Consider the following 25,062-nt stretch of genomic DNA (forward strand, 5'->3'; position numbering starts at 1 on the left):
CCCGATCTAATCCTCGGCGTCGCCGACCGTGTCGGCGACATAGGCATCGCGCTTTCCGAGCTCCTTGGGCCGCCCTGTCGTTGAATCCCTCGCCGTCTGATGTTCCAGCTCGGCATTGAGTTCAGCACCGATGATGACGATCATCGTGGATATCCAGATCCAGAGCATGAAGCCGATCAGCGTGCCGAGAGCGCCGTAGGTGGCATTGTAGTTTGCAAAATTGTCGATGTAATACGAGAACGCCAGGGACGCGACGAGCCAGCAGATCGTGCTCAGGGCTGCACCCCAGGTAAGCCACCTGAGTTTGGCCGGCTCCCGGCTAGGACCGTAGCGATAGATCAGGGTGATGCCCGCCGCTACGAGCAACAGCATCACGGGCCAGCGCACGAACCTGAGGAGACCTTCCAGTTCCAGGTGGAGAAAGGCCAGCACTGCCGGCAATATGGCAATGGCCGCGATGAGGACGGCGGTCAGGATCAAACCGGCCAGCGTGAAGCCGATGCTTAACAGTGCCAGCCGGACGAAGCCGCGCTTTTCCGTCTCGTCATAGGCGATATTCATCGCTTCGAAAAGGGCGCCTACGCCGTTGCGCGCACTCCAGAGAGCGAAGAGCAACCCGCCTATGAAGCCGAGGCTCAGGCTGGACGTTTCCTGGGACGTCAGGGTTTCCAATTGATCGGTCATCATTTGAAGCGACTGCGCCGGGAGCACGGTGGCGAGCAATGTAGCCTGCTCGGCGATCGCGGCCGGATCGGAAACGAGACCGTAGATGGAGACGAGCGAGCCGAGCGCTGGAAATATGGAGAGGAGCACATAAAAGGTGACGCCGGCGGCAACGAGCGAAATCCGGTCCTCGCTGATCTGTGAAACCACCCGCCAGAAGACGTCACGCAGACCCCTCGCTGGAATTTCGCCCGGGCTGTCGGCCGCGCGTCCCCTGCCCCCCTCTTGAGCCTTTTCGTCAGTTCCCCTCTTTGCATCACCGGATTTCATCTGCTCTTCCTCACGGGTTCGAAAGTCCGCCGTGCCGCTGATCGGGCTTGCCGATGGCGGGCGATCGCGGGTGGCATTCGAACACGCCAGGCGATGGCTTGTTCCTTGCGATGCCCCCTATTGGGGCGCGAAGCCCTTACTTCACGGCGCGACTTATTTTCTCATAAGAAGTGCTCCATGCTCTCGTGACGCGTTTTCGGATTTGAAAAGAACTGAATCATGAAACCTGCGACGCTGCGCCTCACCGCCATATTTTTGTCTGCGGCTACTCCGTTTCTTCCGGCAATCGCGGGGAATGTGCAGCACGAAAAGGGAAAAGTTCGAAGTCAAAGCCTGGCCATGAAGAAATTCGTAGATGCCAATCCCGACTGCCTCGAGTTCAATGATCAATGCTCTGTTTGTTCGTTGATCGACGGAGTGGCCGAGTGCTCCTCGCCCAAGATCGCATGTGTCAAGGGGGAGTATCGTTGCACGATGAGATCGAAATAAGTGGCACCTACATTGGCTGACGAACCGGGATTTCCAGCTTGGCACCGCGTTGTCATCTCGGAATGATGCTTATTCCCCCGTCCGCCTCGAGAACAGCGAATTTGATCTGGTCGAGGCGAGCCAGACCCTGCTGCTCTCGGGCCGCGACAAGTATGTCCTCGATGTTGACCCGGGCTCTTCTCACGGCGCGTTCGTCGACCTTCCCGTCGGCGATAAGCACCGTCGGCGTGCCGTCGAGAAACAGGGCGATCTTCGGCGACCATTGCTTGACGTAGGAGAGAACGATATCGACGCCGAAAAGCGTCAGGATGAGCAATGTTGCGTTGACGATGGAGAAGTCGTCGCCGAGCAGCGCCTGCTGAGTCGTCTCGGCGATGATGAGGAGCAGCACGAAGTCGAAGGTGGTCATCTGTGCAACCGTGCGCCGGCCGGAAAGCCGGAGCGCGGCGAGGAGTATAAAATAGATCGTAATACCGCGAACGACGGAGTCCATGACGTATCTCCTAGGGCCAGACGATCGTCCGCACCTCCTTTACCGGCTCGTCATCGATACTTGCCCGGTAGGAAACGACACCCGGAGTTTGGGCACGGAGGTGCAGAGTCAGCACGAGGGGCTGCCGCGAAGCGGACCGGAAGCGGTATACCAGCCCTTCATCGCCTGCTTCAGCAGAGAGCGGTGGCGGATCCATATCCTCCACCTGAAAGCTTTTGAAGAATTCGGGCGACAAGGTCAGGCGACGTTCGTTCTCGCCGCCGGCCAATGAAGCGTTCAGCGTCTCGGAAGCCTCCCAACGGCTGAAACGGGGCATATCGACGGCGCCACCGGCGAATGTCACGGTCTGCCTCTGTAGCCAGCCCCTTGAGCCGGTAACGCCCAGGACGGCGGCAAGCAGCGTCAGTCCAAAAACGATCCATGCGACGCGCTCTACTTTCCAGAAAAACTCCTGGAACGTGCGATGCTCTTCGATCTGCAATCCGTCCGGTCGAACTGGTGGTTGATCCAAAGCTTAGACCTCGCCCTTGAGCTTTGTAGAATGGCTGAACGGGCGGAAATGTTCCGTGAACCACCCTGTATGACGGCCCGCTTCCTTGCGTCGACGTCCGCCGCAGAACTCAAGCAGTGTCCACGCAGAAGGCAGCAGCCCGCGCCGCGCCGGTTCGTCGAAACGGGCGGCCTGGAATCCAGTTCTCCTACGACCGCATCGAATAGAAGGAGACGGGCGGCAACCGGAAATCGGCTGGTTGCCGCCGAGGACGAGAGGGCGTTTAGATGTGCTTCGTCCCGGGCCTGGTAATGGATGGCGTGGCAGCGCCGTCCTCCGCCTCGGGGTCCATGCCGACCCGATGATGATAGACGAGCTCCCCGCCTTTCCAGCCGGTGTAGAGAAGTAGCAGGACGGTGGCGAGAGATAGTAGAAGGCCCCAGGGCCAGACGGCCTCGACGGAACCGTTCGCGTAGCGCAGCCAAAAACTGGCGACCGCGAGGAGTACGACGACAACGTTTCCGATCATGTGCTTCCAGGCGTCGTCGATCGCCCGAATAAGGGCGTTTCCGAGGAAATCCGTCAGTCCGGCGAGAGCGGCCAGGGCTGCCATCACGATGGCTGCACCGAGCGACCACATAGATACGTCTGCCCAGAATGAATTTCCGTTCGCAAGATACACGATGTCACATATGAACGTTGCGACAAGAAGCGCGATTGGAAAGGGAACGAGCATCGGATGGATCGGATGCCCGCCGATCTTCGCGCTGGCCGCCAGACCCAAGAGGTCACGATCTGCCATGGCATAGTCCTCCAGCACCGCAAGTCCCGGTGATCCTGAAATGCGTAAGAAGCGGCGATTGTTCCTTGGCGATGCGAACCGGCGCATGCCGCGGCTGATCAATCAGCCGCCTTGCCGATGGTATCGGCCACATGAGCGCCGCGCTCGCCCAACGGGAGCGGCTTGCCCGTCGTCGAATCTACCGCCGTCTGGTGTTCGAGTTCGGCGTTGATGAGTGCGCCGATGAGGAGAATCATCACCGAGATCCACACCCATGTCATGAGACCGGCAAGCGCGCCGAGAGCGCCGTATGTCGCGTTGTAGTTGGCGAAATGTTCCAGATAGTAGGAAAAGAGCCATGAGGCGGCCAGCCAAAACAAGGTACTGAACACCGCGCCCCAGTTCAGCCACCGCAACTTCGCCCGCTCGCGGCTCGGCCCGAAACGATAGATGAGGATGGTGCCGAAGGTAACGAGGAGGAGTACCACCGGCCATCTCGCCGCTCGGGTCACGAGCTCGACCCAACGATCGACCCACACATAGGCCAGTACGGCCGGCACGACGCCGATCGCCGCGATCAGCGCCACCGCGAAGAGGAGCGCCGCGAAGGTGAACGCGATGCACAGGAGGGTTCTCGACAGAAAGCCTCTCTTTTCCCTTTCTCCATAGGCGACGTTCATCGCGTCGAAGAGGGCGGCAATGCCGTTGGCTGCCAACCACAGTGAGATTGACAGGCTCACGAAGAAACTGATGCCGAGAGTGGAGGGCTTCTGCGTCGTCAGGGTCTCCAGCTGGTCCATGATCAGCCCGTAGGAGTCCGCCGGCAGAATCACCTGCAGGATACCGACATGGGTGCCGATTTCCGACGGGTCCGCGACGAGCCCGTAGATCGAGACGAGGGCACCCATCGCGGGAAAGAGCGACAGCAGAAGGTAGAAGCTTACCCCCGCGGCTATCAGCATGACCCGCTCTTCGCCAATTTCGGAAAGCACCCGCCAGAAGACGTCCCGCATCCCCTTGGCGGGGATATCCGCGGGCGTGTCGGCTGCACGCCCCCTGCCCGGCTCCGCGGCCTCCAGCTTTTCGGCAAGTTCGATTTCGTTCGCACCCATGAATCAACGCCCGCCCGGTGACGGAACCCGGCTTTCGCCTCGCCGCATGCCTATCCAACGCCGCGGAAAATAGCTTGTTCCGGGACGCGACGGCTCAGAGGCGGTGCGCCTGCCCGCTTTCCGAGACGCCGAGAAGCGCATTGATGAGCCGGTGGACCTTCAGCGCCTCGCGCCCGTTGACGCGCGGTTCGCCATTCCCCTCGACGGCATCGAGAAAGTCGGCAAGGACCGCACGGTGATGGTGATGCGGGAATGCCATCGGATCGGCGCCGGCACCACCCGCGGCCTCATCCTCGACCGAGAAATCCGTTCCGTCGTGGAAGGAAACGGCAAGCAGCCGGCCGCCCAGACGCGCCATGCCGCGTGTCCCGATTATATCTATCTCGTCCGGATAGCCGGGATAGGCGCAGGTGGTCGCGCTCACGGTGCCTATCGCGCCGCCCGCGAAGCGGATCGCCGCCATCGCCAGGTCTTCGGTTTCCATGCGGTGGATTCCGCTCGTCGCCGCATAGGCCTTGACCTCTTCCGGCAGGCCAGTGAGCGAAACGAGAAGGTCGAGGGTGTGTATGGCCTGGGTGAGAAGCACGCCGCCGCCGTCGCGAGCCCGCGTACCCCGGCCCGGTTGATCGTAATAGCTCTGCGGCCGCCAGTTGTGCAGCCGGGCCGAAGCACTGACGATTTGGCCGAGGCGGCCTTCATCGATGAGCCTCGCAAGTTCCTGGCTGACCCTGCGAAAGCGGTGCTGAAGCACGATGCCGAGTTTTATTCCGGCGCGCTCGGCCACCGTCACCAGGGCTTCCGATCGCTCCGGGGTGATCTCCAGCGGTTTTTCGAGAAGCACATGCTTGCCCGCTTCGGCCGCCTGCCGCACCAGATCGAGATGCGTGCTCGGCGGCGTCAATATCATGACGGCCGTGATCGACGGATCATGGAAGATCGTCTCGGCGGAGTCGCAAGTCGCGAAACCATAGGCCTCGGAAAAGGCGGCCCGCCTGGCGGCCGTGGGACTGTACGCGGCAGCGACGTCAACTCTCTCCTCAAGGTCCAACAGGCTTTTGGCATGCGGGCCAGCCGCCATGCCGAGTCCGATCACGCCGATGCGCGTCTTTTTCATTCCGTCACCCCCTCAGCACAGTTCCTCCGGACCTCTCTCTACATCCTGCAGCGATGCGCGGCAAGAAAGTCATCATACAACTTCATGAAGTTTGTATGTTGACAATATATTTACAAGCCGTAGCCATAGAGCACCTGTTGGAGGAGCGGGAGAGTGATGAGGGGACTGATCGATCCAGATCTGTTGTTTCCGGCCGAAGAGCGCACCCGTGCGCTGGCCCGGAGGCTATATGCCGAAGTAAGCGGTCTGCCGATCGTCAGCCCGCACGGGCATACGGAGCCGCGCTGGTATGCGCTGGACGAACCTTTTCCCGACCCCGCCCAGCTTCTCATCGTGCCGGACCATTATGTGTTCCGCATGCTGTTCAGCCAGGGGATCAGGCTGGAGGAGCTCGGCGTTCCGGCGCTCGACGGTTCGCAGGTCGAGACGGATGGCCGCGCGATCTGGCGGCGCTTCTGCGAAAACTACCATCTCTTTCGCGGCACGCCGACGCGGCTTTGGTTCGACTATACGCTCTCCGAGCTTTTCGGCATCGACGAACTGCCCTCCGCCGCCAGTTCGGACCGGCTTTACGACCATGTCGCCGACTGTCTGAGGCGCCCGGATTATCGCCCGCGCGCGCTCTACGAGCGGTTCAATATCGAGGTGATCTCCACGACCGACAGTGCCCTGGACGATCTGGGCTGGCACGGCAAGATACTGGAAAGCGGCTGGAAAGGACGGGTCGTCCCCGCCTACCGTCCCGACGCGGTGGTCGATCCGGATTTCCAGGGTTTCTCGACCAATCTCGACAAGCTCGGCGACATCACCGGCGCCGATACCGCAACGTGGTCGGGCTATCTGGACGCCCATCGCTCCCGCCGCGCCTATTTCAAGAATTTCGGCGCGACCTCGACGGATCACGGCCATGCGACGGCAGACACGGCCAACCTTTCGCAAGCGGAGGCCGCGGCACTGTTCGACAGGGTGCGGCTGGGCAAGGCGGATGCCGACGAGCGGCGCTTGTTCCGGGCGCAGATGCTGACCGAGATGGCGAAGATGAGCCTGGACGATGGGCTCGTAATGCAGATTCATCCGGGCTCGTTCCGCAACCACTCGCCCGCGATCCTGGCAAAGTTCGGCCGCGACAAGGGCTTCGACATTCCGGCACGCACCGATTATGTGACCGCACTCAAGCCGTTGCTCGACGCAGTCGGGCTCGATCGCGATCTGACGGTCATTCTCTTTACGCTGGACGAGACGAGCTATGCGCGCGAGCTGGCGCCGCTTGCCGGCGTCTATCCCGCGCTGAAGCTCGGACCCGCATGGTGGTTCCACGACAGTGCGGAGGGCATGCGCCGCTTCCGTGAGATGACCACCGAGACGGCGGGCTTCTACAACACCGTCGGGTTCAACGACGATACAAGGGCGTTTCCGTCCATCCCCGCGCGCCACGACATTGCGCGCCGGGTCGACTGCGCATTTCTCGCGCGTCTGGTCGCGGAACATCGCCTGCGGGAGGATGAGGCGTACGAGCTTGCGCGGGACCTTGCCTATGGTCTCGCCAAGGGGGCGTACCGGCTCTGAGAATTCACATCATGCAAACGGGAGGAAAAGCATGAAAATCCTGGTCAAACTGGCGGCCGGTCTGTTGGTCGCCGCTTCTTTCATAGGCAATGCAGCCAATGCTCAGACGGTGCTGCGTTCATCCGATACGCATCCGGACGGCTATCCGACGGTCGAGGGGGTCAAATATTTCGGCGAGCTGGTCAAGGAGCGCACAGCCGGCCGCTACTCCGTCGAGGTCTATCACTCCGCGCAGCTCGGAGAGGAAAAGGACACGATCGAGCAGGTGCGCTCCGGTGTCATCGAACTGAACCGCGTATCGATGGCGCCCTTCAACGGAACGGTGAAGGAATCGATCGTTCCGGCGTTGCCCTATCTCTTCCGTTCGGAAGAGCACATGCACAAGGTGATGGACGGCGCGATCGGCGATCAGATCAAGAAGGCCTTCGAAGGCGCCGGAGTGGTGGTGCTTGCCTTCTATGACGCCGGCGCGCGTTCCTTCTACAACAAGCAGAAGCCGATCAATTCGGTTGAAGACATGAAGGGCCTGAAGTTCCGCGTCATCCAGTCGGACATCTTCGTCGATATGGTGGCGGCACTCGGGGCGAACGCTACGCCGATGCCCTACGGCGAAGTCTATTCGGGCATCGAAACGGGCGTCATCGACGGCGCGGAAAACAATTTTCCAAGCTACGACACCGCCAAGCATTTCGAAGTGGCCAAGAACTTCTCGCTCGACGAACACACCATCCTTCCGGAGGTATTCGTCATGAACAAGGCGGTCTTCGACAAGCTCACGCCGGAAGACCAGGAGATCTTCAAGCAGGCAGCGAAGGATAGCGTTGCCAAGCAGCGCGAGCTCTGGGCTGCCAAGGTGAAGGAGTCGCGTGCGAAGGTCGAAGCGGCCGGCGCGAAGATCACCACACCCGACAAGCAGGGGTTCATCGACGCGATGAAGCCGGTCTACGAAAAGCACGTCACCGATGAGGTCCTCAAGAAGATGGTCGAGGACGTTCGCGCGGTGCAGTGACGAGTCAGACGGGCAGGCCTGCTGTGCCCATGCGCGTTGGAGCGGGATAAGGAAAAGCCTGTGCGGTTCTCCGCCCACATCCCGCTCTAATCAATTGAAATCGATGACGTTCATGATTTTAGTTCGACCCGACCCAGGATCATCGTAATCGAGCGCAAAGGCCGCGGCAGAAGCCTGCCCGTCCCTTTCAATAGGAATGAAACCTTGTCCAACGGATTGGCAAAATTGGGCCGGGGCCTCTCGTGGCTGGGCACCCTCTCGCTTTGGATGGCGGGTGTGGGCCTCGTCGCGATGACGCTCATCGTCGCCTGGCAGGTGTTCTGCCGCTACGTGTTGAACAACTCGCCGAGCTGGACCGAACCCGGCGCCGTCATGCTGATGAGCTGGTTCATCTTCTTGGGTGCCGCCGTCGGGGTGCGCGAAAACTATCATCTCGGCTTCGACGTGCTGCTCTATCTCGTGCCGAAAGGCGGCAAGATCTGGCTGCGCATGATCTCCGATCTCGTCGCGCTCGCCTTCGGGATCGGCATGATCTGGTATGGAGGGCAGCTCGTGGCTCTCACCTGGAACACCATCCTGCCGTCGCTGCAGATTTCCGGCGGCTGGAGCTATGTGCCCCTCGTCGCGGGCGGCGTGCTCATTTGCCTGTTCGCGCTGGAGCGCATCGTCCTGCGCCTTGCCGGGGAGCCGATCGACGATCTTCTCGACGAAATGCCGCCGGCGGAGGTTGCCGCCGAACTCGACCCTGCTGAAATAAAGGCCTGACCCGATGGACATGATGATCCTCTTCGGCGTGTTCACGCTGCTGATGCTGATCGGCACGCCGATCGCCTTCTGCCTCGGCGTCGCGTCCTTCGCGACGGTTCTCTATCTGGGGCTGCCGCCGCTGGTGATCTTTCAGCGGCTCAATTCCGGCATGAGCGTGTTTTCGCTGCTTGCCATTCCATTCTTCATCTATGCCGGCGATCTGATGGTGCGTGGCGGAATCGCCCAGAAGATCGTCGCCTTCGCGGCCTCGCTGGTCGGGCACATCCGGGGCGGGCTCGGTCAGGTCAACATCGTCACCGCAACGCTGTTCGGCGGCATTTCAGGATCGGCCGTGGCGGAAGCCGCGGCTGTGGGCGGGCTGATGATCCCGCAGATGAAGCAGCGCGGTTACGGCGCGGACTACGCCGTCAATGTCACCTCCATGGCGGCCCTGATCGCGCTGATGCTGCCGCCTTCGCACAACATGATCATCTACTCGATCTCGGCAGGCGGAAAGATCTCGATCGCGGATCTCTTCACCGCCGGCATCCTTCCCGGCCTCCTTTACGCTGCCGCACTGATGACTACCGCCTATTTCGTTGCACGCCGGCGCGGCTATCCGACGGAGGTCTTTCCCGGGTTCGCCCGCGTCGGGCGCTATCTGCTGGTTTCGACGCCCGGCCTCCTGCTCATCGGCATCATCTTCGGGGGCGTACGTTCGGGCGTGTTCACCGCGACCGAGAGTTCCTGCATCGCCGTCCTCTATGCGCTCGCGGTGACCGTCTTCGTCTACCGGCAGATGACCTGGCAGGATTTCGTGCAGGCAACCTTCGCGGCCGTGCGCACGACGGCCATGGTCCTGCTCATCATCGGCATGGCGGCCGCCTTCTCCTGGCTGATGGCCTTCCTCAGAGTGCCCGCAGCGCTGATCGACTGGATGAACACGATCTCGGAAAATCCGATCATCATACTCCTGTTGCTCAACGTCCTGATGCTGTTCCTCGGCACCTTCATGGACATGGGCCCGACCATCATCATCTGCACGCCGATCTTCCTGCCCGTCGCCATGGCCTACGGCGTCGACCCGGTTCATTTCGGCGTCATCATGATCCTGAACTTCGGCATCGGCCTCAATACGCCGCCGGTGGGCGCCGTGCAGTTCGTCGCCTGTGCAGTCGGGAAAATTTCCGTCTGGCAGGCGATGCGCAGCATATGGCCGTTCTACCTGGCGGGGTTGATCGTGCTCGGGCTCGTCACCTATGTTCCGGCCCTTTCGCTATGGCTGCCGGCCGTCTTCAAAGGGTGACAAACCGCATGGACCTTCTGACCGAACGCAAACCGAAGCTTTCCGAACGCGTCGCGAACGCAATAAGGGAGCAGGTTCTGAAGGGCGAAATACAGCCCGGGCAGAAGCTGCCGACGGAGAGCCGGATGAGCGAGTTCTTCGGCGTCAGCCGCACGGTGGTGCGCGAAGCGATCGCAACCCTTGCCGCGGACGGCCTCGTGGAGCCGCGGCAGGGTGCCGGGGTTTTCGTCATGGACCACCCGACGCTTGCCTTCGGCTCGATCAGCCTCGACGTCGGCAACAAGATCTCCCATGCGCTCAACGTCATCGAGGTGCGGATGGGGCTCGAGATCGAGAGCGCGGGTCTGGCAGCGCTTCGGCGCAATGGCGCCCAGGAGGCCCAGATCCAGGAGGCCTTCTTCGAATTCGATCGCCTGCTCGAGCGCGGCGAGGCAACCGGAAAGAGCGACTTTGCCTTCCACCGGGCGATCGCGGCCGCGACCAACAATCCCTATTACGTGGAGGTTCTCGATGCGTTGGGTCTGCGGGCCATCCCTTGCGACGTCGCCTCCCCCTGGGGGACGGAAAGCGTGCTGTCTCGTGCATATCAGGAAAGCCTCCAGCGCGAGCATCTGGCGATCCTGAAGGCGATTTCCGAAAGCGATCCGGAAGCTGCCCGTGCCGCCATGCGCGCCCATCTGACCGCGAGCCAGGAACGCTACCGTGTCCGGTTGAGCGGACAGCAGGCCGCCTGGGGCGCCGCCAAGCGCGGCGTCTGATTGCCCATCTCAAGAGCGTTTTCGCTGCCTATCGAAGCAGCGGAACGCTTCAACACTTTGAAACGACGCACTCCTGGACGCAAACCGTTACACGTTTTTCCTGGAAGTGCCCCAATCCGAGGACCGTGAGCCGATGACCGCAAGCCATATCGACTACACCATTCGTTTCGCCGTCGACCCGGCAACAGCAGCCCGCATGGACACCGATGCCTTGCGCGCGAATTTTCACATTGGCGATCTGTTCCGGCAGGGGCGGATCTCGCTCACCTATAGCCATTACGACCGGATGATCGTGGGCGGTGCCGTGCCGGTCGACAAGCCCTTGGCTCTCGAAACCATCCGTCCGACGGGTACGGCGCGCTTTCTCGAGCGGCGCGAGCTCATCGCCGTCAATATCGGCGGCCCCGGCCGTATCGAGATGAATGGCGAAAGCTTCCGTCTCGAGCCGCGCGACATGGCCTATGCCGGCATGGGAGAGGAGGTCACCTTCTCGTCCGAGGACCCGGCTGCGCCCGCCAAATTCTACCTGCTCAGTGCGCCCGCTCACCAGGCGCTCCCAAGGCGCCATATCCGCATCGGCGACGCCAAACGGCTCGACCTCGGCAGTGCGGCCACCTCTAACGAGCGTTCGATCTTCCAGTTCATCCACCCCGAAGGGGTGAAGACCTGCCAGTTGGTCGTCGGCATGACACAGCTTGCCCCCGGATCGGTCTGGAACACCATGCCGTGCCACGTGCACGACCGGCGAATGGAGGCGTATCTCTATTTCGACCTCGATGACAGCGCCCGCGTCCTGCACCTCATGGGCGAGCCGAGCGAAACCCGGCACATCGTGATGGCCAGGGAAGAGGCCGTGCTTTCTCCGCCCTGGTCGATCCATTCGGGCTGCGGAACCGCAAACTACGCCTTCATCTGGGCCATGGCCGGCGACAATGTCGACTATACCGATGTGGAGATGGTGGCGATGGAGACGCTGCGATGAGCGTACCGTCGCGCTTCAGCCTGGCCGGCCGCCGTGTCGTCGTCACCGGTGCCAATACCGGGATCGGACAGGGTATCGCGGTGTCGATCGCGAGGGCGGGCGGCACGGTTATCGGCGTGGGCCGCTCCGCCATGGACGAGACCGAAAAGAAGGTCACCGACGCCGGCGGAACTTTCATTGCAGCCCATGCCGATCTTGGCGATCGCGAAGCCACCCGCTCCCTCATCGACGGGTTGTGGAACGAGCATGGCACCCTGCAGGGCCTGGTCAACAATGCGGGGATAATCCGTCGCGCCGACGCGGTGGATTTCACCGAGGCCGACTGGGATGATGTCATCGATATCAATCTGCGTTCGCTGTTCTTCCTCAGTCAGGCCTTCGGCCGCCGGGTCATTGCCGAGGAAAGCCGCGGCAAGATCGTCAACATCGCTTCGCTGCTGTCATTTCAGGGCGGCATCCGCGTCGCTTCCTATACCGCGTCCAAACACGGAGCCCTGGGCATCACCCGACTGCTGGCATGCGAATGGGCTGCCAAGGGCATCAATGTGAATGCCGTGGCCCCCGGCTACGTCGTCACCAACAACACGGAAGCTCTGCGCGCCGACGAAAAGCGCAGCGCCTCCATTCTGGAACGTATCCCTGCCGGGCGCTGGGGCACGCCGGACGATATAGGCGATGCGGCGGTCTTCCTGCTTGCACCGGCCTCCGACTACATGCATGGCGCCGTCGTTCCGGTCGACGGCGGCTGGCTCGCCAGATAGGAGAAAACGATGGACACGAAACTTTTTGCCCGTGGCGACGACGGCGAATGGACAGAGCTCGGACAGGGCAATCGGCGCCGGGTGATCCTGCATACCGACGAGCTGATGCTGGTCGAATTCGCCTTCGAGAAAGGCGGAATCGGCGCACTCCACTCACACCCTCATGTGCAGGGAAGCTATATCGCAGAGGGCAGGTTCGAAGTCACCGTCGGCGAGCACACGCAGGTTCTTTCGACCGGCGACAGTTTCATTGCTCCGTCGGGCGTGGTCCATGGCGTAAAGGCGCTGGAGGCCGGCCGGCTGATCGACAGCTTCACGCCGCACCGCGCCGATTTCCTGAAATAGAGCAGTTCAAGGAAGCGGTTTTCCGTCTGCAACCGCGCAGCCGCAAGACTTGAAGCCGTCGCGTCCCGCCTGCGTCGGGCATTCCGGTTCGACGCCGCTCACCCCTCGCGCAAGGCAAGAGCACGTCCAGTCATCCTCTCGGGGATGGCTGCCGTCGTTCCCCGTTCTACCAAAGGGCCATCCACCTTGATCGTCATCGGGCGCGGGTTCTTTCCGTGTATCGCCATGTCGATCAGCATTTCCGCCGCCTTCTGACCCATTTCATAGTTCGGCAGCACCAGCGTCGAAAGCGGCGGATGCGTGTAGCGGGCGAGTTCCTGGTCGTCGTAACCCATTACCGACAGGTCCTGCGGCACGCGAAGCCCGCGCTCCGAAGCTGCTTCGAGCGCCCCGATCGCCATCAGGTCGTTGCCGCAGAAGATCGCGGTCGGCGGATTGTCGATGGCAAGCAGCTCGAGTGCAGCCTCGTAGCCGCGCAAGGGCAGCCAGTCGCCATTGCGCACCAGGGATTCGTCATAGGCGATATCGGCGGTGGCCAGCGCCTGCTTGTAGCCTTTGAGCCGATCGATTGCGGCATCCATCCACGGTTCGCCGTTGATGAAGCCGATACGCTGGTGTCCGAGAGAAGTCAGATGCGCCGTCGCCGCGAAGCCTCCGGCGACCTCTCCGGGTACGATCGCCAGGTGCTGGCGCGGCTCGGCATAGCAGTTCAGCAGAATGGTCGGAATGTTCGCCAGTTCGCGCGGAACGCTCACCTTTCGTGTGAAGATCGTCGCATAAATCACTCCAGCGATTGCCGGATCGCGCAATACAGCGCGCAGCACGGCGCTCTCAAGGTCGGGGTTGGAACGGGTCGCGTGCGCGGAAACGAGCAGGCCCTGTTCGAAGGCGTAGTCGCGAATTCCGTCGAGGCTGACCACCGGGTGCGGACTGGTCGATATCTCGTCTACTATGAAGGCTATCGTATCCTTTTCGATCGCGGGAGCGCGGGCGAGATCCTGCCGGGTATTCGGCAGCCTGTACCCGATCTTTCGCGCCGCTTCCCGCACGCGCGCCCTTGTTTCGGCCGAGATGCGGGCTCCGGACATTTCATTCAGAACGAGGGAAACGCTCGATTGCGAGACGCCGGCGATACGCGCCACGTCGGTCATGGTCGGCCGGCCGCCGCCCGCTTCCTTAGTCGACGCACCGCCCCCATTGCCCTTTGCCATTTCGTTCCCCAGTCCGGCGCTGCAACGCCGCATTCAATTTGTGCACGTGCTAATAACTTTAGCCTTGACTGCTAATAATATTAGCGCAAGGTTTTCCCGTGTGAAGCATAAAGTTGCTCGCAGCCGGTAGAGGAGTACCGGCAAACCGGGAGGAGAGAACACGATGAACAGGATTTCACGTCGCGCGTTCATGCTTGCGGCCACGGCGGCCGGCGCAATCGCCGTCGCCGGCACCGTCGCTTTCGCGGAACTGCCCAAACTGGCGCAGAAGGAGACCTATAAGGTCGGTTTCGCGCAAACGGAATCCAACAATCCCTGGCGTATTGCCCAGACAAACAGCATGAAAGCCGAGGCCGAGAAGCTCGGCCATCAGCTCGTCTACACGGACGCCGCCGGGTCCGCGGCCAAGCAGGTGGCCGACGTCAACTCGATGATCGCCCAAGGCGTGGAACTGATCTTCCTGGCGCCGCGCGAAGAGAAGCCGTTGATCCCCGCCGTCATGGCCGCCAAGAAGGCCGGCATTCCCGTCATCCTGCTCGACCGCAGCGTCGATCCGTCGCTTGCCAAGGCCGGCGAGGACTACGTGACCTTCATCGGCTCGGATTTCATCGAAGAGGGCAGGCGCATCGCCGAGTGGCTCGTCAAGAATGCCAACGGCAAATCGAAGATCATCGAGCTCGAGGGTACGACCGGCTCGTCGCCGGCCAACGACCGGAAGAAAGGTTTCGACGAGACGATCAAGGCGGCAGGCGGCTTCGAGATCGTCGCTTCGCAGTCGGGCGATTTCGCACGCGACAAGGGCCGGCAGGTCGCCGAAGCCCTGTTGCAGGCGCATCCGGATGCCGACATCGTCTATGCCCATAACGACGAGATGGCGATCGGTGCCATTGCCGCAATAGAGGCGGCGGGCAAGGTCCCGGGCAAGGACGTGCTGGTCTTGTCGATCGACGGCGGCAAGGAAGCGGTGCAGGCGGTCATCGATGGAAAGATCGCCGCGGTGGTCGAGTGCAATCCGCGCTTCGGGCCCAAGGCCTTCGAGACGATGCTGCGCTATGCCAAGGGCGAGAAGATCGACCCCACGGTCATAAACGAGGACAAGTTCTACGACGCGTCAAACGCGGCTGCCGAACTCGCCAACGCCTACTGACATCCTTCGCCGGCCGGCCGGATCGCTCCGGCCGGCTGGCGAAGTCCGCAATCGCTGCGAAATCGGCCGCGATATAGACAGATCGGCATCGGGAGGACTTATGCTTCTGTCCATGCAGGGCATCTGCAAGTCGTTCAACGGCATTCCGGCGCTTCGTGCGGCTTCTCTCGAAGTCGGCGAAGCCGAGGTCATGGCACTCGTCGGGCAGAACGGCGCGGGCAAGTCGACGCTCATCAAGATATTGACCGGCGCGTACCGCCGCGACGAGGGTGCGGTCGTCTTTGCGGGAGAGGACGTATCCTTCAGCATGCCGGCGGAGAGCCAGGCCCGAGGCATTGCGACGATCTACCAGGAGATCAACCTCGCCCCGCAGCGCTCCGTCGCCGAAAACATCTATCTGTCGCGCGAACCCCGCCGCTTCGGCATGATCGACCGGGCCGCGATGCGACAAGGCGCCGCCGACGTGCTGCGGACCTTCAATCTGGAGATCGACGTCGATCAACCTGTCGCCGGCTTCAGCGCCGCTACCCGGCAGATGGTTGCCATCGCGCGCGCCGTGACACAGAAGGCACGGCTCGTCATCATGGACGAACCGACCTCTTCCCTCGACGAGCGGGAAGTCGGCATCCTTTTCGACACCATAAGGACGCTCAAACGCGGCGGCGTCTCGGTCGTCTTCATCGGCCATCGTCTCGACGAGCTCTACCGGATCTGCGACAGGGTCACCATCATGCGTGACGGCAAGACCGTGGCGACGGCCGCAATGGCGGACATGCCGAAGCTCGCACTGGTGCGCCATATGCTGGGCAAAGAACTCGCGGCCTTCGAAGCGATCGCCAAGGACGCCGACGAGGGCGCACAGCGACCGGTGCGGCTATCGGTCCGGAATGCGGGCGCCGGCGTCCGCGTGCGGGATGTGAGCCTCACGGTGCGCGAAGGCGAGATCTCCGGGCTTGCCGGCTTGCTCGGCTCCGGCCGAACCGAAACGGCCAACCTGATTTTCGGCGCCGAGCGGCTGCAGCGCGGCGAAATTCGCTACGATGGCGAAGCCCGCTCCTATCGCCAGCCCGCGGACGCAATTGCCGACGGCATCGGGCTCGTCGCCGAGGACCGGAAGGTCGACGGCATCATTCCCGATATGAGTATTCGCGAAAACATGACGCTCGCGCTTCTGCCGAAGCTCGCCCGCGCCGGTATCGTCGATCGCGCCCGCCAGGATGAAATCGTGGTTCGCTACATCGCGGCGCTGGGCATCAAATGCACCTCGCCGGACCAGCCTATCAAGGAACTTTCCGGCGGCAATCAGCAGAAAGTCCTGCTCGGCCGGTGGCTCTGTACCGATCCCAAGCTGCTGATCGTCGACGAGCCGACCCGCGGCATCGATATCGGCGCCAAATCGGAAATCCTCCGCCTCCTGCGCCGGCTCGCCGACGAGGGCCTCGGCGTGCTGATGATTTCGTCCGAACTCGAGGAATTGCTGGCGGCGGCCGACCGGGTAACCGTGCTTAGCGACGGAACCTCGGTCGCCGTGCTGCCGCGCAAGGAATTGAGCGAGGCTGCGCTCTTTGCCGCCATGGCACATCAGGTGGAGTAGCATGACGACGATCGAGACACAGGCGACCGCAGGCACCGTCCCCTCCGGCAAACGTTTCTTTAGGCTCGCCGGGCGTTACGGCACCGTCGCCGCCTTTCTGGCCCTGATCCTGTTCAACGTCGTTTTCACTCCGAACTTCCTGTCGCTGCAGACGCTCAACGTCAATCTCACCCAGGTCGCCACGATCGTGATCGTCGCCATCGGAATGACGCTCGTGATAGCCACCGGCGGCATCGATCTTTCGGTTGGCTCCCTGATGGCGATCGGCGGTGCGCTTGCGCCGATGATCTTCATGGGGACGCTGTTTCCGGTTTCCTCCATGCCCGTGGCCGTGGCGCTGGCCTTCGTTCTGCCGGTCGTCGCCACGGGGCTGCTCGGTCTTTTCAACGGCCTGCTCGTGACCCGCTTCGCGATCCAGCCGATCATCGCGACCCTCGTGCTGTTCATCGCAGGCCGCGGCATCGCCCAGGTGATGACCAACGGCAACCTGCAGGTCTTCCGGAACGAAGGTTTCCAATTCATCGCCCTGGGGCGTGTCGCCGGCATTCCCGCCCAGGTGATCCTGATGATTGCGATCGCGGCGATCGCCTGGGCGGCAATCCGCTACACGGTGTTCGGGCGGCAGGTCATCGCGGTCGGAGGCAACGAGAAGGCCGCACGCCTCACCGGCATACCCGTCCACCGCGTCAAACTGCTTGTCTACACGATCAGCGGCGCGCTTGCCGGGGTGGCGGGCCTCATCGTCGTGGCGCGCAACTCCGCAAGCGACGCGAACCTCGTCGGCCTCGGCATGGAGCTCGACGCGATCGCCGCAGTCGCCGTCGGCGGCACGCTTCTGACCGGCGGGCGGGCAAACATCGTGGGCACCGTGATCGGCGCCCTGGTCATCCAGCTGGTGCGCTACACCCTGCTGGCCAATGGCGTGCCGGACGCGGCCGCCTTGATCGTCAAGGCTGCACTGATCTTACTTGCGGTGTTCATCCAGCAGCGCGCCGGAAAGTCGTGAGGGAGAATGCCGATGAACTCACTCCTCAAGGCTCTTGCCCTCAAGTCCCCCGGCGATATGGCCCGCCTCGGCGTCATCCTGGCGCTGTTCGGCCTCATCCTGTTCGGAGCGCTGCGCTACGAGAACTTCCTGTCGCAATACAACATCCTGAGCTTCCTGCGTTACAACTCCATGTTCGCGCTGATCGCGCTGGGCATGGCCTTCGTCATCATGACGGGAGGCATCGATCTCTCCGTCGGCGGTACCGCAGCCATGGCGAGCGTCGTCGCAGCGCTTCTGTCGCCCTATCATTGGGCCGCAGGTCTCTTCGGCGGCATCGCGGCGGGTCTTGCCGTCGGAGCATTGAACGGTTTCACGGTGACCGTCATGCGCATCCAGCCTTTTATCGCGACGCTCGCGACAATGCTGGCCGCCTACGGAACCGGCTTGCTGCTTGCGGGAAACCAGTCCGTCTCCGTTTCCTACGACAGCGGCTTCACGGCGATAGGTCAGGACGACTTCCTTGGCTTTCCGATTCCCGCCTGGATCGCCCTTCTCGTCTATGTTGCCGGCTGGCTGGTGCTCGAACGCCTGCCTGTCGGCCGCCATGTGCTGGCGATCGGCGACGGCGAAGCGACGGCCGCATTGATGGGCCTCAAGGTGAGGCGGACGCTCGCCGCCGTCTATGTCGGCTCCGGCGCGCTGGCGGGGCTCGCAGGCGTCATCCTCGCCTCGCAGTTCGGTGCCGGCCAACCGACCGAGGGAGTCGGCTGGGAACTCTTCGCGATCGCCTCCGTAGTCGTCGGGGGTACGCTTCTGACAGGCGGTTCGGGCTCTGTCGGGGCGACGTTTGCGGGCGCCCTTCTGCTCGCGATGGTGTTCAATATCCTGAATTTCGAGAACGGCCTCGGGTGGATTTCCCTTTCGGCCTATTGGCAATCCGTCATCCGCGGCGGCTTCCTGCTGATCGTCGTCGTTCTTCAGGCGCGATTGATGTCACGCCGAACAGGCGAGGAACGCATCTGAGATGCGGCCAGGGTGAAGCCCGCGACAATGCGAAGCAAGAGGAGATGTGATGACTACGACAGCAACACATGAAAACCGGTCGGCCTACGATTTCAGCGCGTCCGTCGAAGCCTTGCAACGGGAGGGCATTACCGGACTGAAGAGTGCCTTCTCGCGCGAGTGGGCCGAAACCATGCGTGAGGACATGATGACGGCCTTCTGGTCGGCCATTCAACGGCCGGGTGGCGCCGTCGGCCGTGGCCCGCGCCGCTGGTACGTCGAGATCCATCCGCAGGATTTTTCCGGCTTCGTCGACCTCGTCACCCATCCGTGGGTGGCCGGCATGTGCGAGGCGGTGCTCGGTCCCGACTACCAGATCGTCGAGATCGGCTTCGACGTGCCGTTCCAGGGGGCGAAGTACCAGCCCTGGCACCGCGACTTCCCCTCGCCGCCCGAAACCTATGTCGAGCGCCGCATCACCTCGCTTGCCTTCAATCTCACCGGCGTGGACGTGACGGAGGACATGGGTCCGTTCGAGATCGCGCCCGGCACCCAGTGGCTCGACGGCAGGGAGTGGAAGCATGAAATGTTCCCGCCCAAGGAGAGGTGGCCTGAGTTTCAGGAGCTCGCGACGCGCAAATATCCGAAGCTGGGAGACGTTTCGTGCCGCTCCGCGCTCACCATCCATCGGGGTACGGAACATGCTTCGCCGATCGCCCGTCCGGTCATGGTCCTCGGCGTCGACGCGCCCGGCGCCGGCCACGCCGAACTGCACGACATGATGGTGACGCAGGAATACTTTGATGCCCTGCCCGTTCTGGTGAAGCAGCACCTCGTCTGCAGTGTCGTTGAGGAACTGATCCCCGTCACGCAGAAGCACGACATCGAAGGTCTGGTGATGGGCTCGACACCGACCTGAGGATCCCACAGCTCGCTTTCGCCGGAATTCAAAGCGCAACCGTCGCCAGGCCCGGCAGGACCTTGTCCAGGGTCAGCGGGAACTCGCGAACCCTTACTCCGGTGGCGTTATAGACCGCATTGGCGATCGCCGCGCCGGCACCGCAAACGCCGAGCTCTCCGAGGCCCTTTGCGCCGAAAGGGTTGGCCTTGTCATCGCTCTCCTCCATGAACACGACATCGAGGTCGGGAACGTCGCTGTTGACCGGAACGTGGTACTCGGCAAGGTCATGATTGACGAAACATCCGTGGCGGTGGTCAAGGACGGATTCCTCCATCAAGGCTGCGCCGAGACCCCAGATCATACCTCCGAGTATCTGTGAACGCGCCGTCTTCGTGTTGAGAATACGGCCTGCGCCGATCACGGCGAGCAAGCGCCTCGCACGAACCTCTCCCGTGTCGCAGTCGACGCTCACCTCGGCGAAATGCGCGCCATACGAATGCTGCGAGAATGCGCGGTAGCTCTCGGTGCTCGCACCGGCCTCGACCGAGCCCGTGGCGTCGAGCCCTTCGGGTGCGACGCGTCGCATGAATTCCGGCAACGCTTCCGTCCGTTCGCCGAAGCGGATCGCTCCTGCGACCATCGTGACGTCGTCAGTCCCGGAATTCTGGTCGGATGCACCATCTTGCGTACGCAGCGCGGCCACGATCTTGCGTTTCAGCGCCTCGCACGCACGCAAGAGGGCCGTCCCGGCACTTGCCGCTCCCCAGGAACCGCCGGAGCCTGCGGTCAAGGGAAAGCGGCTATCCCCAAGCTCGATCGTGACTGCCGCAATCGGAACGCCGAGAGCATCGGCGGCTATCTGCGTGAGGATGGTGTAGGTCCCCGTACCGATATCGGTCATGTCGAGGCGAGCGGTCACTCGCCCCTCCGCATCGATCCGAACCGAAGCCGCCGCGGCCCCGATGTAGTTCGGCCGGATCGCAGCCGCCATGCCGAGGCCAACCAACTTCCGGCCTTCGCGCAGGCTGCCCGGTTCCGACCTGCGCCGCTCCCAATTGAAGCGCCGCGCGCCCTCCTGCATGCATGCCACGAGGTTACGCGTGGAAAACGGCACCCCGCGCTCGGGATCGAGATCGGGCTCGTTGCGGATCCTGAGCTCGATCGGGTCAAGACCCAGCCGCTCGGCCAACTCGTCCATGGCGCATTCCAGCGCGAGCATGCCTGGCGCCTCGCCCGGAGATCGCATCCACTCGCCTCTGTTGAGGTCGACTGGAACGAGCCGGTGGCGGGTCAGGCGACTGGGCGCGGCATAGAGCGAACGGGCGAAGACCGCCGTCTGCTCGCAGAATTCCTCGACGCGAGAGGTTGCCGACCAGACATCGTGTCCGAGAGCAAGCAGTTTTCCGTCGGGGCTCGCGCCCAATCGAACGTTCTGGAGCATTTCCGCACGGTGCCCGGCATTGGCGAACATCTGCTGGCGCGTCAGGGCGACCTTGACGGGTCTTCCGAGAATGCGCGCGGCCAGAGCCGCGAGCACCGAATCGGCATGGACAATGAGTTTGGAGCCGAAACCACCGCCGATGTAACGGCTGATCACGCGCACGCGCTCGAGAGGAATGCCGAGGGTCGCGGCGAGACCGGCACGAAAGTTCGAGAGGGTCTGGGCCGAGGTATGGATCGTCACGTCGTCGCCCTGCCAGATCGCCAACGTCGCATGGGGCTCCATCGGATTGTGGTGCTGATAGGGCGTACGGTAGGTCATGTCGATCCGCACCGCCGCCTCGGCAAAGGCTGCATCGAAATCGCCCACTGCAATATCCGTATCAAAGCCTGCATTGGTCCGCTGCGGTGCGTAGGCCGCTCCGCGGCGCTCTTCGAGGCCGAAGTCGCCGGCTGCTTCGTCGTAACGCACCTTGATGAGGGCCGCAGCGGCGCGTGCTGCCTCGAAGGTCTCGCCGACCACAAGAGCGATGGGCTCGTCATAGTGGCGAATGCGGTCGTCGCGGAGCACGGGTCGCGCACGGGTGAAAACATCGCGCACGGACGGCGTGACGGCTGGACCAAATTCCGGTTGCGGCGGTGCATTCAGATGCGTCATCACGTGAAGGACGCCCGGCGTTCGTTCGGCCTGGCCGGTTTCGATTTCCAGAATGCGACCCTTGGCGATGCCCGCACCCAGCACAAAACCAAAAGCCGGAGGCGGGCCCTCCGCAACTTCGTAGGCATAGGTGGCGGTGCCGGTAACCTTGACCGGTCCATCGACGCGGTCGATGGGTCTGCCTATGAGGCTGCCGCCACCGCTTGTGGTATTTCGCTGCGCCTTATCCGTCATAGTGTCCACCAGTTTGCTCGGATCATGCTTGTTCGGCCACGGAGGCGAGCGTGTAACGCACCGTCCGCTTGCCCAAGGGAATCTTGAAGTCGTTGCCGCCATATCCGGCGGCTCCCGTCAGGGCGGCCTCCGCGGCGTCCGTCAGCACATGGTCCGATAGTGCCGCATCCGCGAGCCTGCTCTCGGTTTCCAGGGCCCGCCAGGGTTTCGGCGCAACGCCGCCCAAGGCGACACGAGCGGTTCGCACCCGATTGCCGGAAACCTCGATGATCGCTGCAACGGAAACGAGGGCGAACGCGTAGGAGGCGCGGTCGCGCACCTTGCGATATGCCTGCCGGCCCGCGGGTGGTGGCGGCAGAGTGACGCCGGTGATCATTTCGCCGTGGGCAAGCACGGTCTCCTGGTGCGGCGTCGTGCCAGGCAGCCGGTAGAGATCTCCGATCGGGATCGAACGCGTTTCACCTCCCGGTGAGACGGTTTCGACTGCAGCGTCGAGCACCGCCATGGCGATCGCCATGTCTGAGGGATGCACCGCAATGCACGCCTGGCTCGTTCCGATGACCGCATGCATCCGGTTGAAGCCCTTGAGTGCGGCGCAACCGGCGCCCGGTTCTCGTTTGTTGCAAGGCATGTTGCGGTCGTAAAAATAGGGGCATCTAGTACGCTGGAGAAGGTTGCCGGCTGTCGAAGCCTTGTTTCGTATCTGGCCGGAGGCGCCCGCCAGCAGCGCCTGAGACAGAACCGGGTAGCGTGACCTGACGATCGGATCGGCGGCGAGATCGCTGTTGCGGACCTGAGCGCCGATATGCAATCCGCCCTCCTCGGTCGGCTCGATACGGTCGAGTCCCAAACGGCCGATGTCGACGAGATGATCCGGGCGCTCGATACCCAGTTTCATCAGATCCAGGAGATTGGTGCCGCCGGCGATGAAACGTGCCGCCGGCCGACGCGCCACAGCCGCAACGGCCGTCTCCACTGTGTCGGCCCGCTGATAGGAGAAGGGCTGCATGCTTCATGACCTCTCTGCCGCATCGCGAATGGCGGCTACGATGTTGGGGTAAGCGGCGCAACGGCAGAGATTGCCGCTCATGCGCTCACGAATTTCGGCATCGGTGAGATTGGCGGAGGCGGCCGCAACATCGGCGGTTGCGTGGCTCGGCCAACCTTCGCCGACCTCCCGCAGCATTCCGACTGCGGAGCATATCTGTCCGGGAGTGCAATAGCCGCACTGAAAACCATCGTGTTCGATGAATGCCGCTTGCATCGGATGAAGTTCGTCCTCACCTGCAAGCCCCTCGATCGTGGTGATCTCATCGCCTTCATGCATCGCGGCGAGCGTCAGACAGGCATTGATCCGGCGTCCGTTCACAAGAACGGTGCAGGCTCCGCATTGACCATGGTCGCAACCCTTTTTCGAACCGGTGAGACCGAGATGGTTGCGCAAGGTGTCGAGCAGCGTGGTCCGCGGATCCACATCCACCGCGATGTTACTGGAATTGATGTTGAGCAGCACCGGCAGCGTGGACGCCGGGCCTGTAGACGGTGCGCCAGCAGCACCGGTTGCAGCGGCACGCCCGACGGGCAGGCCGGCGATGAGGAGCAGGGTCGTGGCTGCACCGCCCTCGAGCACCGCCCTTCGCGTCGGTCCATTGTCCTTTTGCGTTTCGTCCATGAGTCATCTCCGGATTCGACTGCGAGGTAGATTCCCACCGCCTGGAACGCGCCGAGCGGCGCGCATCGACAGGAGACAACATGGCCGCCGACGCCTGCCATTTCTTTCAGGAAATCGGCGGGATTATCAGGATTCCGGAATAACTTTCGACCGATAGGCGTGCGGGGTGACGCCTCGCAGGCGCTTGAATGTCGTGGTGAAGTGGCTCTGGCTCGAGAAGCCGCAGGTCAACGCGATCGCGCTCAGCGTCGTGTCGGTCTCGCACAGGAGCACCTCCGAGCGCCGGATGCGTTCCTCGAGCACATAGGCGTAAGGCGCGAAGCCGGTCGTGACTTTGAAGCGACGCGCAAAAGAATCCGAGGCAACACCGGCGACATCGGCCAAATCGCCGAGGGAAATGTCGCTGTCCAAGTGTGCGTCTATATAGTCACGGACCCGTTTGACGACGCGGCTGCCGAGGGAGCCATGGCGGGGAGCCGGTACAGGCTCGTCAGCGAAGCCACGTATCCGCAAAGTGACGAGTGCAATCAGATGTTCCATATAGGCCGAATCGGGGATATGGCCGTTGGATATCTCGCTGCTCAACGATTGCAACAGCGCGCTGATCACATTGTCGCTCTTGTTTATCAGGACCGGCAAATCCTGCAGGTGATCGCTGGCGGGAGAGATAGACCGGGGTTTGATCCACAGGGCGGAATAGATAAGGTCGACGTCGCGATAGGCACCGAGGCGTTCCACCCCCGCGGGCACGAACGTTATCGCACCAGATCGGTCCCGCCCCTCATAAACCATCTTTCCTTCGGATCGGATGGAGGTCTGCGATGTGGCGCCTTCCTCCGTCAGGACGAGTACGTGATGCGGCGCCGTCCAGCGAAGTTCGGCTTCCCGGCACGCCCACCGCCGACGATCGAAAACGACCGAGGAACCGGCCCAGGAAGCTGTCGTGGGCTGCGCCGGCTGCTCTCCGGCAGTCCGAATTCGCCCACTACCGAAAAGCGGCCTGAAAGACATATCTATCGTCCTGTGTTCTACCGAACCAAAACCGCGCCGGCGCCCACGCGCCATCGCCACGCCCCCAGGGTCCTCACCTTCTCGCCCGCACGAACTCTCCAGCATCCACGCCGGTTGCGCCACCAAACCATGTTCAAAGTGTCGTGTAGTGGCTCCCACCAGCCGAGACCAACTGGAACGATCGGGACAATTCCTCGCATGGTGCGCCCGTTTGCACCTGGCTGTCGCAACGTCTTTCGGTGAGATGCGTTATCTTTC

General features: G+C 62.6%; 24 protein-coding genes. 13 read left to right on the forward strand and 11 right to left on the reverse strand.

What is annotated here, in order from left to right; genetic code table 11:
* Positions 1-6: 6 nt before the first annotated feature.
* The 6 genes from N0Q91_RS30625 to N0Q91_RS30650 form a co-directional block, all read right to left on the reverse strand.
* Positions 7-993 carry a YihY/virulence factor BrkB family protein gene (locus N0Q91_RS30625; protein WP_198516631.1) on the reverse strand — a complete coding sequence of 329 codons (987 nt, stop codon included), beginning with the start codon at positions 991-993 and terminating at the stop codon, positions 7-9.
* A gap of 541 nt (positions 994-1,534) precedes the next feature.
* Positions 1,535-1,975 (reverse strand): DUF421 domain-containing protein, encoded by a 441-nt coding sequence (locus tag N0Q91_RS30630; RefSeq protein WP_018098814.1) that lies wholly within the window; start codon positions 1,973-1,975, stop codon positions 1,535-1,537.
* 10 nt (positions 1,976-1,985) lie between these two features.
* Positions 1,986-2,486 (reverse strand): hypothetical protein, encoded by a 501-nt coding sequence (locus N0Q91_RS30635; RefSeq protein ID WP_100670254.1) that lies wholly within the window; start codon positions 2,484-2,486, stop codon positions 1,986-1,988.
* A 262-nt stretch (positions 2,487-2,748) separates the two neighbouring features.
* The gene (locus N0Q91_RS30640) at positions 2,749-3,267 is read right to left on the reverse strand and encodes a DUF2231 domain-containing protein (protein WP_275599140.1); all 519 of its coding nucleotides are present in this window, start codon (positions 3,265-3,267) and stop codon (positions 2,749-2,751) included.
* Positions 3,268-3,365: 98 nt separating this feature from the next.
* Positions 3,366-4,358 carry a YihY/virulence factor BrkB family protein gene (locus N0Q91_RS30645; protein ID WP_100670252.1) on the reverse strand — a complete coding sequence of 331 codons (993 nt, stop codon included), beginning with the start codon at positions 4,356-4,358 and terminating at the stop codon, positions 3,366-3,368.
* Between the two features lie 94 nt (positions 4,359-4,452).
* Complete coding sequence (locus N0Q91_RS30650) at positions 4,453-5,472, reverse strand: Gfo/Idh/MocA family protein (protein WP_275599141.1); 1,020 nt, start codon at positions 5,470-5,472, stop codon at positions 4,453-4,455.
* 156 nt (positions 5,473-5,628) lie between these two features.
* On the opposite strand from N0Q91_RS30650, the gene uxaC reads away from it, so the two are divergent.
* From uxaC to N0Q91_RS30690, 8 genes are all read left to right on the forward strand, one after another.
* Positions 5,629-7,038 carry a glucuronate isomerase gene (gene uxaC / locus N0Q91_RS30655; protein ID WP_275599142.1) on the forward strand — a complete coding sequence of 470 codons (1,410 nt, stop codon included), beginning with the start codon at positions 5,629-5,631 and terminating at the stop codon, positions 7,036-7,038.
* Between the two features lie 31 nt (positions 7,039-7,069).
* Positions 7,070-8,047, forward strand: a complete 978-nt coding sequence (locus N0Q91_RS30660) for a TRAP transporter substrate-binding protein (protein ID WP_100670249.1) — start codon at positions 7,070-7,072, stop codon at positions 8,045-8,047.
* A gap of 204 nt (positions 8,048-8,251) precedes the next feature.
* Positions 8,252-8,812 carry a TRAP transporter small permease gene (locus N0Q91_RS30665; RefSeq protein WP_275599143.1) on the forward strand — a complete coding sequence of 187 codons (561 nt, stop codon included), beginning with the start codon at positions 8,252-8,254 and terminating at the stop codon, positions 8,810-8,812.
* 4 nt (positions 8,813-8,816) lie between these two features.
* The gene (locus N0Q91_RS30670) at positions 8,817-10,100 is read left to right on the forward strand and encodes a TRAP transporter large permease (protein ID WP_100670247.1); all 1,284 of its coding nucleotides are present in this window, start codon (positions 8,817-8,819) and stop codon (positions 10,098-10,100) included.
* Positions 10,101-10,108: 8 nt separating this feature from the next.
* On the forward strand, positions 10,109-10,858 hold the full coding sequence (locus N0Q91_RS30675) for a FadR/GntR family transcriptional regulator (RefSeq protein ID WP_018098823.1): 750 nt from the start codon (positions 10,109-10,111) through the stop codon (positions 10,856-10,858).
* Between the two features lie 133 nt (positions 10,859-10,991).
* Entirely contained in the window at positions 10,992-11,840 is an 849-nt protein-coding gene (gene kduI / locus N0Q91_RS30680) for a 5-dehydro-4-deoxy-D-glucuronate isomerase (protein WP_275599144.1), read from the forward strand.
* On the forward strand, positions 11,837-12,601 hold the full coding sequence (kduD, locus tag N0Q91_RS30685) for a 2-dehydro-3-deoxy-D-gluconate 5-dehydrogenase KduD (protein ID WP_275599145.1): 765 nt from the start codon (positions 11,837-11,839) through the stop codon (positions 12,599-12,601). The genes kduI and kduD overlap by 4 nt, the downstream gene beginning before the upstream one ends.
* A 9-nt stretch (positions 12,602-12,610) precedes the next feature.
* Positions 12,611-12,946 (forward strand): cupin domain-containing protein, encoded by a 336-nt coding sequence (locus N0Q91_RS30690; RefSeq protein WP_100670244.1) that lies wholly within the window; start codon positions 12,611-12,613, stop codon positions 12,944-12,946.
* 98 nt (positions 12,947-13,044) lie between these two features.
* On the opposite strand, the gene N0Q91_RS30695 is transcribed toward N0Q91_RS30690, so the two are convergent.
* Positions 13,045-14,157, reverse strand: coding sequence for a LacI family DNA-binding transcriptional regulator (locus N0Q91_RS30695; protein ID WP_275599146.1), 1,113 nt, complete (start codon positions 14,155-14,157; stop codon positions 13,045-13,047).
* A 163-nt stretch (positions 14,158-14,320) separates the two neighbouring features.
* Here N0Q91_RS30695 and N0Q91_RS30700 point away from each other — a divergent pair, with 163 nt between their 5' ends.
* The 5 genes from N0Q91_RS30700 (at position 14,321) to N0Q91_RS30720 (ending at position 19,807) form a co-directional block, all read left to right on the forward strand.
* The gene (locus N0Q91_RS30700; RefSeq protein WP_275599147.1) at positions 14,321-15,304 is read left to right on the forward strand and encodes an ABC transporter substrate-binding protein; all 984 of its coding nucleotides are present in this window, start codon (positions 14,321-14,323) and stop codon (positions 15,302-15,304) included.
* Positions 15,305-15,404: 100 nt separating this feature from the next.
* The gene (locus tag N0Q91_RS30705; protein WP_100670242.1) at positions 15,405-16,898 is read left to right on the forward strand and encodes a sugar ABC transporter ATP-binding protein; all 1,494 of its coding nucleotides are present in this window, start codon (positions 15,405-15,407) and stop codon (positions 16,896-16,898) included.
* Between the two features lies 1 nt (position 16,899).
* Complete coding sequence (locus N0Q91_RS30710) at positions 16,900-17,904, forward strand: ABC transporter permease (protein ID WP_275599148.1); 1,005 nt, start codon at positions 16,900-16,902, stop codon at positions 17,902-17,904.
* Positions 17,905-17,916: 12 nt separating this feature from the next.
* The gene (locus N0Q91_RS30715; protein ID WP_275599149.1) at positions 17,917-18,909 is read left to right on the forward strand and encodes an ABC transporter permease; all 993 of its coding nucleotides are present in this window, start codon (positions 17,917-17,919) and stop codon (positions 18,907-18,909) included.
* A 49-nt stretch (positions 18,910-18,958) separates the two neighbouring features.
* Entirely contained in the window at positions 18,959-19,807 is an 849-nt protein-coding gene (locus N0Q91_RS30720; RefSeq protein WP_275599150.1) for a phytanoyl-CoA dioxygenase family protein, read from the forward strand.
* Between the two features lie 28 nt (positions 19,808-19,835).
* Here N0Q91_RS30720 and N0Q91_RS30725 read toward each other — a convergent pair whose 3' ends face one another.
* From N0Q91_RS30725 to N0Q91_RS30740, 4 genes are all read right to left on the reverse strand, one after another.
* Positions 19,836-22,121 carry a xanthine dehydrogenase family protein molybdopterin-binding subunit gene (locus N0Q91_RS30725; RefSeq protein WP_275599151.1) on the reverse strand — a complete coding sequence of 762 codons (2,286 nt, stop codon included), beginning with the start codon at positions 22,119-22,121 and terminating at the stop codon, positions 19,836-19,838.
* Between the two features lie 22 nt (positions 22,122-22,143).
* Entirely contained in the window at positions 22,144-23,130 is a 987-nt protein-coding gene (locus N0Q91_RS30730) for an FAD binding domain-containing protein (protein WP_275599152.1), read from the reverse strand.
* Between the two features lie 3 nt (positions 23,131-23,133).
* A complete protein-coding gene (locus N0Q91_RS30735) occupies positions 23,134-23,793 on the reverse strand; it encodes a 2Fe-2S iron-sulfur cluster-binding protein (RefSeq protein WP_275599153.1) in 660 nt (219 codons plus the stop codon).
* Between the two features lie 126 nt (positions 23,794-23,919).
* On the reverse strand, positions 23,920-24,804 hold the full coding sequence (locus N0Q91_RS30740) for a helix-turn-helix domain-containing protein (RefSeq protein ID WP_275599766.1): 885 nt from the start codon (positions 24,802-24,804) through the stop codon (positions 23,920-23,922).
* Between the last annotated feature and the right edge of the window lie 258 nt (positions 24,805-25,062).

Origin of the sequence: Sinorhizobium prairiense (assembly GCF_029201645.2) — a bacterium.
GTDB classification, from domain to species: domain Bacteria; phylum Pseudomonadota; class Alphaproteobacteria; order Rhizobiales; family Rhizobiaceae; genus Sinorhizobium; species Sinorhizobium meliloti_A.